Consider the following 13,031-nt stretch of genomic DNA (forward strand, 5'->3'; position numbering starts at 1 on the left):
GAATTGTTGCAGCATGCACGGGCGGGTATCGCCGTTTTGTGGCAAATGATGTGAACCGCCACACGTACCCGGCCTATTTATTCCAAATATCGTATCGACGCGTAACTTGCCAGCCTGCTATAACCTTCTGGTCAAAAAAAGTGTACGGGGCGTATATGGCGGTCGATATTTCACAGCAGGACGCACAGGCAGGCAGTGACGAAGTCCCGCTGGTAATAAAGATGACGCGTGCGCGCTCCGCCGCGCGGCTGAAGGTCGATGACCCCACCGATATGCAGGCCTATCGTCTGGCGCGCGGGATGGCCTGCGCCGCCGCCGTAAAGGCCGGCGCCCCCGAAGGGTATGTCGCGCTGGCCGATTGGTACGCACTGGGCGGTGACAGTGCCGCGCCCGATGACGCCGTGCTGGCGCAGGGGTACGAACTGGCGCGGAAATTCTATGCCGAAGCCGTGGCCGATGGCGATACGCAGGGGACGTCGCTGTTTGGCATGGCGCGCCTGTGGGGGCCGGTACGGGTGGATGGTGCGCTCGCCAATTATTTCGATGTCGTGCATGTGGGCGCGGACGGGGAAGAGGACCTGTCGGGCCTTGCCGGCGCCATCATGGCCAACGCCCCCACGGCCGAAGGTGTGGCATGGATGACCCGCGCGGCGGCGGGCGCGACCCCCGGTGCCGCCGCATGGCTGGCGGACCTTGCGGGATATCGTGGCCTTGTGCCGCCGGGCATGGATGCGCGCGCATCGGCAATGTTGCCCGACCTGCCCGACCTGCCTGAACTGGATACGTGGTTGCAGCGCGCGATTGCCGGGGCGGAGGTCGCGGCCATGGGTGCGGGCGCGCGCCGTGTTCTGGTGGACCCGCTGGCGACTGAGGCCCGGCGAGGGGAGGCGCGCGCACTGCTTGGCAGGGCGGCGGACGGGGGGGATGTGCTGTCCATGCTGCTGGTGGCGGACGGCCTGCTGCGGGCCGCGCGCGCGGGTGGTGCGGGCGGTGGTGATCCGGCGCGCGCGGTGGCCCTGCTGGAACATGTGGTCGCGATGCAGGGGGCGACGCCGCTGAATCACGAATGGGCGGCCACGCGCCTGATGGAATGCTGCCGTGACGGGGTGGGCGTCCCCGCCGATGCGGCGCGCGCGATGCACTGGCGACGCGAGGCCGCGCGCCTTGGCGGTGTCGGGGCCATGGCGGCGCTGGGCGCGACCTGCATGGACGATAACGGGCCGATCCCGCGCGACGAGGCGCTGGAATGGCTGCATCGGGCGGCCGATGCCGGCGATGCCGACAGCATGGCGCGGCTTGGCCTGTGTCAGGTCGTGGGCCTGACGGGCGATGCGCGGCAGGGGGAGGCCCTGTTGCAGCAGGCGGCAGGGGCGGGATCGGTCCTGGCGATGGTGATGCTGGGGGATCTTTACGCGACGAAGGACGTGGCCTCTGGCGCGGTGCGTGGCGAAAGCCCGCTTGCGGTGGATATGGGGCAGGCGGACCATTATTACGCCATGGCGGCCGACAGGGGGGATGTCGGCGCGATGGTGCGCCATGCCCGTTGCCTGCGTGACGGCACGGGCGTTGCGCGCGACCCCGCCGCCGCGCTGGGGTGGTACAGGGCGGCAGCGGCACAGGGCGATATCGAGGCGATGTTGGGCGCGGGGCAGCTTTGCTGCGATCCGGCGGCGGGGGTTACGGACCCGGCGGAAGGGGTCAGGCTGCTTCAGCACGTCGCATGGGGGACCGATGCCCATGCCCGCGTCGCGGCGCATGCGCTGATTGCCCTTCATGCCCACGACGCCAATCCCGCCGAACGCCACCGGTGGGAGGATCAGGCGATCGCGCTGGGTGATCTTCAGGTCGCGCTTGATGCGGCAAGGCGGATATTCGACGACCCGGCGGCCGATGCCACGATGCGCGCGCGTGGGGTGGACCTGCTGGATCGTGTCACGGCGGACGGCAGTGGCGCGACCCCCGCGCAGCAGGGGGAGGCATTCAACCTGCAGGTGGCCTATTGCGCGCAGGGCCACGGGGCCGATCCCGCGCGTGAGGCGGCAAGCCGCCTGCGTGCGGCGGAACTGGGCAATGCCGACGCCATGGCATGGATGGGCGAGGCATATTTCATCCGCGACCGTGGCGTTGTACCGGACGAGGCGCTGGAGTGGCTGCGCAGGTCCGCCGCCGCGAAAAACCCGATCAGCATGGCCAACCTCGGTTTTTGCGAAATCATCGGCATGGCGGGACAGGTATCGCGCGACATCCGTGGCGGGCTGATGCTGCTGGATGAGGCGGCGAAGCTTGATTCCGGGTATGCCAAGCGGCTGGTGGGCGACCTGCACGCCACAAAGAACGTCGCCATCGGGGCCGTGCGCGGCACCAGCCAGCTTGCGGTGGACCTTGATCTTGCCGCCGCCGCCTATGCCACGGCCGCCGCACGGGGGGACGTGGTCGCGATGGTGCGCCATGCCGACTGCCTGCGTGCGGGCACGGGGTGTGAAGCAGACATGGCCGCCGCCCTGCAATGGTATCAGAAGGCGGCCGATGCAGGCGATGTCGAGGGGATGCTCGGCGCGGGGCGGATCTGCTGTGACCCGGCATCGGGGGTGGCGGACCGTGACCGGGGCATTGCGCTGTTCACGCAGGCCGCGCGTGGGGGGGGACGCCAATGCGCTGGCCGCCACGCACGAACTGATCGGCCTGCATTACAATGACACCGACCCGTCCGCATTGCACCAGTGGGAGGACCGGGCCGTCACGCTGGGCGATATGCGCGTCGCCCTTGATGCGGCCCGGCGGATCCTCCATGCGGATGGGGGTGTGGAGGCCACGGCGGCCGAACGCGCGGTGATGCTGCTGCGCAAGGTCACGGCGCAGGACAGCGGGGCCGACGCCGCGCAGCGTGGCGAGGCGTCCGACCTTCTGGCGGATTGCCTTGTCGATGGGACCGGCATCGCCGCCGATGCCGCCGCCGCCCTGTCATGTCGTCGCGTGGCGGCGGAGCTGGGCAATGACGACGCCATGGAATGGCTGGCCAATGACTATTTCTTCCGTGACATGGGGGTTGCGCCGGACGAGGCGCTGGAGTGGCTGCGCAGGTCCGCTGCCGCGAAAAACCCGCGCAGCATGGCCGGCCTTGGCTTCTGCCTTGTCATCGGCGTGGGCGGGGCGGTGGCCGCCGATGTCCCGGCCGGGCAGGCCCTGCTGCGCGAGGCGATCAACCTCCAGTGCGGGGAGGCGGCATGGATGCTGGCCGACCTGTATGCGCACAGGGATGTCCGGGTTGAAACCATTTCCGGGACCAGCCCGCTTGCGGTGAATATGGAGCAGGCGGCGCCGCTTTATTCCAAGGCCGCCGGGCTGGGCGAGGTCATCGGCATGGCGCGCTATGCCGATTGCCTGAGCCGGGGGGAGGGCGTTGCGCAGAACACGGCCGATGCCCTGTTGTGGTACCAAAAGGCGGCGGAGGCGGGCTATGTTCCCGGCATGCTGGGGGTTGCGCGTCTGTGCGGGGATCAGGCCACGGCCCTGACATGGTATGAAAGGGCGAGTGACGACGGCAACCTGTGGGCCATGCTGGGCGCGGGGCAGATTTATTGCGACCCGGCCTCCGTCAGGCCGGACCGTGACAGGGGGATTGCCCTGCTGGCGCAGGTGGCGCGGGGCAATGGCGCGGTTGCGCTGTCTGCGGCGCGCGCCCTTATCAAGGCCCATCCCTTCGATAAAGCCCCCGCCGAACGGCACCGGTGGGAAGACAGGGCCGTCGCGCTGGGGGACATGCAGGTTGCCCTGGGTGTGGCAAAGCGGATCATCAACGGGCCATTCCCCTCTGCCGCCGGTGGCGCGCGTGCGGCCAGCCTGCTGGGGCAGATTACGCGCACGCAGGCGCAGGGCGTGTCCGATGCCAGCCGGGCAGAGGCATTCGACCTGCTGGCGGATTGTGCGGACCGCGGGATCGGTATCGCCGCAGACCCCGGCATGGTTGTGGAATATCGTCGCAAGGCGGCGGAACTGGGGAATGATTACGCCCTGTGGTGGATGGGCAACTGCTATTTGAATCCAGCCCGGGGCGTGGCCGCGGATGAGGCGCTGGACTGGCTGACGAAGGCCAGCACGGCAAAGAAGACAAGCTCCATGGCCGAGCTGGGCTGGTGTTATATGGTCGGCCCGCGCAAGGATCTGAAGGCCGACCCCAGAACGGGCGAACGCCTCCTGCGGGAGGCGGTCAAGCTTGGGTCCAGCTATGCCATGCGGATACTGGGCGACCTTTATGCGTACAGGGAAAATTCCCTGGGGGAGCTGACGGGCACCAGCCCGTTGGCCGTTGACCCTGGCGCTGCGGCTGAATTCTACCTGATGGGCGCGCAGAAGGGCGATCAATGGTCGATGGTGCGCTATGCCCGCGCGGCCGAAGGCGGCATGGGCATTGAAAAAGACCTTGGGCTGGCCCTGCACTGGCATGAAAAGGCGGCGCAGGCAGGGGTCGTATCGTCCATGATGGATGCCGCCCGCCTGAGTGGGGACGAAACCGCCGCGTTGAAATGGTATGGCATGGCCGGTCGTGTGGGCAATGTCACGGGCATGATGGAAGCCGCGCGGCTGAGCACTGACGCGGCGAATGCCCTGTACTGGCATGAAAAGGCAGCCACATATGGCAATGTGGAGGCCATGGTGCGCGCGGGGCAGGCATATGCCGCCCTGTGGACGGCACAGCCCGACGATGGGGGGGCGAACCGGGATGGGGTGAACCGGCAGAAAGCGCTGACATGGCTGGCCAGGGGCGCGCAGGGCGCGGACGGGTATGCGCCCGTCGCGGTGCGGGCGCTTGTGGCGCTGCATCGCCATGACGCCGATCCGGCCGCGCTGGAACGGTGGAAGGCACGGGCGCTGGAACTGGGGGATATGGATGTCGCCTATGAAACGGCGACGGACATCCTGCATGCTGCCACCCCTGACGCCACGGCGGCCGCGCATGCGGTCGAACTGTTGCACAGGGTAACGGCACAGGACAGCGGCGTCCCCCATGAGACGCGCGGGGCGGCCGCCCTTCTTCTGGCGCAATGTTATGCGCACGGCACCGGCTGTGCGGCCGATGGGGAACAGGCGCGCACATATTACCAGATGGCGGCGCAACATGGATCGACCACAGCCATCCGGTGGATGGCACAGGACACCACCTGCCACAGCTTTGACGGGATTGCGCCTGTGCGGGGGCTGGACAGGCAGGGGCTGTACTGGATGGAACAGGCCGCCGCCACTGACGATCCCGACATGATGTGCAGGCTTGGCTTTTGTTACGTCATCGGCGTGGATTCCGTCGTAAAGGCCGATGTAAAAGCCGGGCTGCGCCTGCTGGAGGCCGCACTTGACCTTGGCCACGATCAGGCAGGCCGCATTCTGGGGGATCTGTACGGCACGGAAGATAACCGCATGGGCCGCGTGGCGGGACGCAGCGTGCTGGCGGTGGATATGGCGCAGGCGGCCCATTATTACCAGATCGGCGCGCAGATGGGCGATGGCGTGGCGATGCTGCGCTATGCCGACTGCCTGCGCGATGGGAATGGGGTCACGCGTGATGTCCATGCCGCGCTGGCGCTGTATCTGAACCTGGCCGGACGGGGCGAGGTGGCGGGCATGCTGCGCGCGGGGCAGCTTTATGCGACGGATGACACGGTTGCGAACCGTGAGCGTGCCATCACATCGTTCGGCAATGCCGTAAAGGCCAATAACAGCACGCTTGCGATGTGTCGCCTGGGGGAGATTTATGCGGCGGCGCAGGACTGGCCCCATGCCTTGCAATGGCTGGAGAAATCCGCGGCCGGGGGCTTTGCCGAGGCGATTGTGCATCTGGCGGGGATTTCACTGCGTACCGACGTGCCCGGCGCGCCCGACCGGGCCAAGGCGATAGAGCGGCTGAAGCTTGCGGTCCGCGATGGTTTCGTGCCGGCGAAACGGATGCTGGGATGCCAGTTGATTATTGGGGCGAATATCGCCAGGGACCTTGATGCCGGGGTGCGGCTGCTGGGCGATCCGGGCGTCGCCGATGGTGATGTGGACGCCTGCTACTGGCTGGGCAGGGCCGAATATGACCGCAAGAATCTGTCGGAGGCCGCCAGATGGTACATCAGGGCCATGGAACTGGGCAGTTATTCGGCGCGCGGGTCGCTGCTTTTGGTCCGGCTGGCGGAACCGGGCCTTGTCCCGGCGTCACGGTGCCTCGCCTTCCTTGGCACGCCGGAAAATATCAACATATTGGTGCGCTTTGGCGGTTTAACGACGCCGCTGCGGGCCATCGGTGATTTTTACAAGCAGTTGGCGGAGGAGAAATACACGGCAGGCCCGTCTGATATCGCCGCAATGCAGGGCGATTTCGTGCGTGCGTCGGAGTTCTATGCCCTTGCGGACAAGGCGGGCGAAGACCCCTCCCTCTATCTCCGGGCATATGTCGCCCTTGGCGCCGGTTCGTCGCAGGGCGGTGTCCTGCGGCAGGGCGCGATACAGCAATATGAGAAAATCGCCGCGGATGGCGATGTCGCGGCGATGAAGGTCCTGTCATGCCTGCATTCGGCGCATCCCCAGAATCCCTGCGCCGACCCCGACAGGATGTTCCTGTGGACGAAGCGCGCCGCGGACAAGGGCGATGCGTGGGCGATGCTGCGGCTGGCCTATTGCCATTGCCTTGGGATTGGTGTTTCGCAGAATTACAAGACAGCCCTGAAGATTTTCGAATATCTTGCAAAAGAGAAGGTCGGCTGGGGACTGTTTGGGGAGGGGATGTATTACCTGTACCAGGACAGTTCCCTTTTCTTCAATAATTACGACGGTGGCATCAGGCTGCTGCATGACGCCCACGCACTGGTACCCTCCGGCGGGGCGGCGCAGCTTGTTGCGTATAACTGCGAAATGATGGCGACGTCGCTGGAGAACGCCCGCAAATCAAAGTCGGAACGCCGGTTTGTTGCGCCGCTGGCCGGTGTGGAAAGCCAGATCGACATCCCCAATCCCGAATATTGCGTCCCGCGGATATTCGCCCTCCTTGGCATGCATGTGAATGCCCTGACGCTTGTGGACATCCTGCCATGCAGCAGGGAATGGATGGCGACGCGGATGGGACAGGATGTGCAGACCTGCTTTAACGGTGTCGTCCTGCCCTCGACCAAGATCCTCAAGGCCATGTCCTGATGAATGACAGCACGATGCGCGGGCGCGCGCTCTTTTCCGGCAGCAAGGGAACAGCCGTATGAAGTCACTTGACGATCTTCTGAACCTCGTTCCCAGCCCGTCTGCGCCCCCGGCCGTTGCGCCCGACACCGACGTGGTGGCGCGCGTGGCGTCCGCCCCGTCCGACCGGCCCGCGCATGCCCTGCTCAAGGATATCGCCATAGAGGGGGCCGAAGCGCTGGAACACGCATGGCGTGCGGAATATGACCGGCTGCTGGTGGCGGGCGGGGGGGGCTGAAGACGCGCCTTCGATCGCTCTGTGCGAACATATCGTCGGTGTGGCGGGCGCCACCGTGCGCGAGGCGATGTTCACACCCGACAATTTCCACCTGACCGCATCATTCATCGCCGATGACTGCGCGGGGCTTCGGGCCGAATGGGCGCCGCAATGGCTGCGCTGGTGCCCCGGCGATGACGCGATGGGCCTGACGCGCGGTGGCGAAGACGGTTTCCTGCTGCGTTGGGGAAAGGGGCGTGGGCCTTCTGGCCCGATCCGTTACCTGCCGCTGATCGCGGGGCATAAATCATGGCTGGTCCTGTCGGATGACGCGACGAAGGATGCGGCCCATGAACTGGTCCGCACGCTGGTGCTGCGCCTTGCATGCATGATGTCAAAGGACGTGCGTTTCAGCCTGATCGCCCCGGTCAGTGGTGCGCAGGCCTTCCCCCGGCAGGAACTTCTGCCGTCGCGGCGTTTCATCAGGGCCGAGGACCTGTCCGAGATCCTGGAGGGGATCAAGGGCGACATCACCACCACGACGCAGAAGATGATGGGGGGCGCGGGTTTCCATCAGCGCAGTCGCGAGGAGCAGAAGCTTGCGGGCGGGTATGAGGTCGTGTGTGCGCTGGATATGGGAAGTTCGCGCACGACGGCGTACAATAATGCGAATATCGTGAACATGCTGGCGGATATCGCGCGTCAGGGGCCGGCGGTGGGGCGGTACCTGCTGGCGCATGTCGATGTCAGCGCGGATGAAAAACATGCCGGCATCCGGGGGAATGACCCCAACCGCCTGCCGCTGGGCCTCGATCGTCTCCGCGATTGCGTCCATATCATCGACCTGCGCACCCTTGCCCGCGACGGGGTCGAGGCGGACCGCCTGCCGCCGCCGCCCCTGCATGTGCGCATCTTGCAATCGCTGGGCCGTGCCGCGGCGGACGGCGCGTTCAACGTCATCCCGCGCGGCGCGTGGTGGACACACCGGGCCGCGCATTTCGTGCAGACCCCCCTGTCGGACAGGGAAGACGGTCCCACCGTCCTGTTCGGGGAGGAACCCGACGGGCAGCGACGCACGGTGACGGCGGGCGTGCTGGCGGGACAGACCGGCAGTGGCAAGTCGTTTACGCTGTCGGCGCTGATCCTCGGCCTTGCGATGCGCTACCCGCCGGAGGAGTTGCAGTTCTATCTTGTGGACCTCAAGGGCGGGACGGAGTTCAACATCTATCGTCAGGTGCCGCATGTGCGCATCATCGCCACGGACGAGGCATTGCCTTATGTCAGCGCGATGCTGCGGACCCTTGAGGAGGAGATGGACCGCCGCAATACCCGCCTGTTCAACGATTGCAATGACGGGCATGGGCAGTTCAAGGACATCACCGCCTATCACAAGGGGGGGCAGCCGCGTGGTCCGGCGCCGCGCATCTTGCTGGTGGTTGATGAATACCAGAAGCTGTTCGAGGATACCGAGCAGGCGGGCCAGGCCATGGCCGTGTTCAAGAACCTGGCCAGCCGGGGCCGTTCGGCGGGGATACATATGCTGCTGGCATCGCAGAGCATGCGGCCATCGGGCATGATGCAGGCCAAGGACCTGTTCAACAACATCGCGCTGCGCATGGCGATGAAGCTGCCGGATGCGACGATTGACGCGATGGAGGAATTCAGCCGCGAGGGCAGGCGCCTGCTGCGCAGTGACGTCACGCAACCGGGCCAGATTCTGGTCAACAGCCACAGCGGCGCAACGGGAAGCGAGTATCAGACCGGGTATGTCGCCGTCCTTGACGGGCGTTCCGCGGCAGAACGTGAAGGACGCGATACGTCGAAGGACGACGTGAACGTGCGTCTGGCCCCCGTGTTTGCGAAATTCGCCGCGCTGGCGGCCACGCGCACCGACGCGCAGAAGGCCCACTGGCCCCGGCTGGAGATCATCGACGGGAAGGCGCAGCCGACATTGTCCAGCAGCTTCCTGCTGTGCCGCATGCGTGAAACCGGCGTGCCGCTCGATGCGGCGGCCCTTGTGGCGCTGGCGGCGGAAACGGCGGACAGGGGCGGGCTTGCGCCGAACGTCCTTGATGCGCAGATCAGGCCCGTGCCGCTGCTGCTGGGACGTGACACCAGCCTGTATGGGCAGGCCTGCGTCGTGCTGCGGCGCGCGGACCGGCAGAACATGATGGCGGTGGTCAAGGACAACCGCGTGCAATGCAAGATGCTGGCGGGGGTCATCCTCTCGCTTGCCACGCTGTCGCGTGACGTGGTGGGGTCGGTGCGTATCCTCAATACGGCGCTGTATGCGGATAATTTTGCCAAGGTGATCGCCGACGCCCTTGCGCTGGCGGGACATGCGCAGATGCCCGACCACTGGCGCATGTCGGACAATCCCGACGATGCGGACGCCTTTGTGCCGCCATCATCGCCCGAAGGCGGCACCGACGTGCTGATCCTGATTGGCCCCGACCGGGCCGTGGACCTGCGGCTTCCCGCCGCGGCCGGCGCCTTTCCCGCGCGCCAGCCCGACAGTGCCTTGCAAAAGCGGCTGAAGGAAGGGCCGGAGAAAGGGCAGCATACGATCATGCTGTTCGATACGATCACAGAGGCGGAAAAGGTGATCCCCCGGCCCATGATCGAAAAGGGGATGGAATGGGTCGTGTATGATGTCATGACCAATGACCTCAAGAAGGCGCTGAACCTTACGACCCTTCTGAAGCGCACGGACATGAAGACGCAGGAAAACCTGACGACGGTATATGTCATGGGACCGGCACAGGCGACGACGCGCGTTACGCTTTTCGGGGAATGAGCGATGGCGCGCCGCGCGGCCGATGGCCGGTGCCGCCCGTCATGACAGCACAAGGAGGTACTGTCCAAGGGGGACACCGGGCGAGCGGCACCGGGTAACGCTAACATCGGGCAAGGGTAATACCGGGCAAGGGCGGCATACAGGCGACATATGGGGGGTGCGCGTGATATGGCGGGCATGGTGCGCCACCTTCAGCGCGCGTTGTGCCGGGAATGCCTTATGGGGGGGCTGCGTCAGCGGGTTTGCGTCCGCTGTTGCCTCCGGTGTTGTGTCCGGGTTTGGGCCTGCACCGGTGCCCTTGGCGGGATTTTTCCGGGGGGCAGGGCTGGATTTTAGGGATAGATTTTGCGGAAGGATGAATGATGGCCTCTCTGGACGAGACCTATGAACAGATGACCAGTTTCAACAGGGCGCTGGAAGGATTCAGCGACGTGCTGGCCGCATCGTTGGTTGACCTGACAAGCTTCCATAACGAGGCGATGGCCGCGTGGGATGTGGACCAGAGTTCGCAGCGCTACAATGCCTCGTGGGAGGAGCTGAGCGAGGCGCTGCGGCTGTGGAGCGAGCAGGATGCCCCGGTCTATCGCGAATTCATTGCCGACAAGCTGATGATCTTGCAGGAATATATGGAGGCCGGGCGATGAGCGACCTGACAACCCGCATCACCGCGCTGGAAGCCTATGATCAGGCGATCCAGCGCAACCGGGAGGGGATTAACAAGTCCTTCGGGTATCTGGAGCAGAGCTGGGGCATGTTTGCCGCGGTTTATTCCGGGCAGGCGGCGGAACAGTTCAGCGCCATGTTCGAAGCCAGCGTCATGAAGATGCGCGAATGTAACGAGGCGATGGCCGCCATCCAGAAGGAGTTGCAGGAACGTATCGTATTGCTGCGCAATCTTGATGCGGCGCATGGCGGGCTCTGATCCTGTGGCATGGACATGATTGAACCCGGACGGCTCATTGCGCTGCTGGAGGACGTGAAATACCGTCATTATGATTCCAGACAGGCGCTGCTTGAGGTGATGGAGACCCTCGGCACCGTGCAGCACCTGCTGGAGGACGGGGTGTCGGAGGCCATGCGGCGCGTGTCCGACGCAACGGCGGACCTGCATGATGCGCGACAGCGCGTGCGGCGGTGGAATGACGACCTTGATGCCGTCCATGCGGCGGCGCAGTCGGCCTGTGATGATGCCGATGCACAGGACATGCGTGCGCGCAACGTACGCGGCCGGGCCGACACGATGCTACAGCACTGGCGGTTGCAGTTGAGCAACGCCGTGGCCGCCCGTATCACAGCGCAAACAGCACTCACCGCCGCGCAGGGGCGCAAGCTGCAGGCGGATACCGCACTGGGGGAGGCGCATTCGCGTCTGGACAATGCCTATGCCGCGCTGAGTGCCTGTGAAAGCGATATCCGTTATGACCTCGAAGGTCGTGTGATCTATCCGAATTGTTCAGGATATTCCAGCAATGTCTATGCCGCGCAGAGCAACCTGAAATATGCCCAGTCAGAGGCGAACAATGCCGCATGGGCGCTTAACACCGCGAATCAGGAACTGAATCGGGCGCAGGGGCACGAACAGACCTGCACCAGTCGCCACATGCAGGCGGAGCATGCGTTGGTGGTGGCGCAGTCCGCCTGTGCCTCCGCAGGGCGGGCCGTGGCCGCCGCCAGGGTGGCCCTGTCATGCGCAGACGACGTCTATCCCCTGGTGCATGAAATGGAGCGCCTGCTGGTGGTCACGCGGGAGCATGTCAATCTCTGTACCAGCCAGGCCAGTATCGCGCGCAGCCGTGTCGATGAGGGCATGCAGCAGTTCCATACCACCCATACGGATGCCACCACGAACGGGCAGGATGCGGCGCGCATGGATGACCGCCTGCTTGAAAAAGCCGAACTGATGCAGAAATTCGATAACCGCACCCTGTAAGGCCAAGGAGACCCGACGATGTTCAGCATCCAGCGCAACGACGTGACGGCGCCCGAAAGCCTTGAATTCCTGCATATGCGTGCGAACGAGGTGCGCGACAGGCTGGAGGAACTGCGCGATATGCTGCTTGCATGGCGCGAGACGGTCGAAGGGCTGGATGCGGCATGGCGTGACGCGGCGGGGCGTTCGGTCATGGAACGTGATGTCATGCCCGTCACGGATATGCGTGAGAAGATCAGGGCGGACATGACGGACATTACCACGGTGAATGACGCGGCGGGCACAGCCCTGATGGAGACATGGGCCGAATATTGCCGTGCCGGGCGCACGATCAGGACAATAGATCAGACTGGCGACAGGCTGTTGGACCGCCTGCCGTCCGTGCGTCATGAAATCTCCACGGTGCAGGCGCATCTTCGTGACAGCATGACGCAGACGTTTCAGGCCGAAACGCAGATCCCCTCCTATACCTGACCCCCGGTGCCTGACCTCCGGGGCGGCGGACTCCCCCTTTCCGTGCCGGGAGCCGCAGCGGGACGCGGCGCGCGCAACCGGTGGCATTCTCCTGCGGATGCCGGTTTGCAAACAGCATTGCAGGCTGCGGCCTTTTCAAAAGGGGCGGCCCCCGAAAACCGTGATGATTTCCCCGCCGGGGCGGACAGGCCGTGCGTACCCGGCGCGACGGGGCGCGACGCGACGGAGCGGGGCAATCATATGCCCCATACTCCATGCCCCTGTGCCGCATGTCCTGTGTCTCGGCCGCCTGTGAGAGAGTGTTTGAAAATAAGTCATTGATAAAAAGAAAAGTTTTTGGGTGCTGCCGTTTTTCAAAAAGGCGGCGTCTTCTGAAGCTTTTTGGAAAAAGCTTCACCAAAAACCTTTAT

Annotated in this window: 8 protein-coding genes; all 8 read left to right on the top strand. The window is 65.1% G+C overall.

Annotation, left to right across the window (positions count from 1 at the left end; translation table 11 throughout):
- The first annotated feature begins 155 nt into the window (after nucleotides 1-155).
- The 8 genes from FYB92_RS04030 (at nucleotide 156) to FYB92_RS04065 (ending at nucleotide 12,621) form a co-directional block, all read left to right on the top strand.
- Nucleotides 156-2,696, top strand: a complete 2,541-nt coding sequence (locus FYB92_RS04030; RefSeq protein WP_332828210.1) for a hypothetical protein — start codon at nucleotides 156-158, stop codon at nucleotides 2,694-2,696.
- A gap of 664 nt (nucleotides 2,697-3,360) precedes the next feature.
- Nucleotides 3,361-7,164: a hypothetical protein gene (locus FYB92_RS04035; RefSeq protein WP_332828971.1), complete on the top strand. Its 3,804-nt coding sequence runs from the start codon at nucleotides 3,361-3,363 to the stop codon at nucleotides 7,162-7,164.
- 58 nt (nucleotides 7,165-7,222) lie between these two features.
- Nucleotides 7,223-7,441: a hypothetical protein gene (locus FYB92_RS04040; protein WP_332828211.1), complete on the top strand. Its 219-nt coding sequence runs from the start codon at nucleotides 7,223-7,225 to the stop codon at nucleotides 7,439-7,441.
- Nucleotides 7,407-10,217, top strand: a complete 2,811-nt coding sequence (locus FYB92_RS04045) for an FtsK/SpoIIIE domain-containing protein (RefSeq protein ID WP_332828972.1) — start codon at nucleotides 7,407-7,409, stop codon at nucleotides 10,215-10,217. Before FYB92_RS04040 ends, FYB92_RS04045 begins: the two co-directional genes overlap by 35 nt.
- A gap of 359 nt (nucleotides 10,218-10,576) precedes the next feature.
- On the top strand, nucleotides 10,577-10,861 hold the full coding sequence (locus FYB92_RS04050) for a hypothetical protein (RefSeq protein WP_003621831.1): 285 nt from the start codon (nucleotides 10,577-10,579) through the stop codon (nucleotides 10,859-10,861).
- Nucleotides 10,858-11,139: a WXG100 family type VII secretion target gene (locus FYB92_RS04055; protein WP_332828212.1), complete on the top strand. Its 282-nt coding sequence runs from the start codon at nucleotides 10,858-10,860 to the stop codon at nucleotides 11,137-11,139. Before FYB92_RS04050 ends, FYB92_RS04055 begins: the two co-directional genes overlap by 4 nt.
- Nucleotides 11,140-11,148: 9 nt before the next feature.
- The gene (locus FYB92_RS04060; protein ID WP_075632713.1) at nucleotides 11,149-12,147 is read left to right on the top strand and encodes a hypothetical protein; all 999 of its coding nucleotides are present in this window, start codon (nucleotides 11,149-11,151) and stop codon (nucleotides 12,145-12,147) included.
- 18 nt (nucleotides 12,148-12,165) lie between these two features.
- Complete coding sequence (locus FYB92_RS04065; protein ID WP_075596391.1) at nucleotides 12,166-12,621, top strand: hypothetical protein; 456 nt, start codon at nucleotides 12,166-12,168, stop codon at nucleotides 12,619-12,621.
- Nucleotides 12,622-13,031 lie beyond the last annotated feature (410 nt).

Origin of the sequence: Novacetimonas sp. GS1 (assembly GCF_036686925.1) — a bacterium.
Taxonomy (GTDB): Bacteria; Pseudomonadota; Alphaproteobacteria; order Acetobacterales; family Acetobacteraceae; genus Novacetimonas; species Novacetimonas hansenii.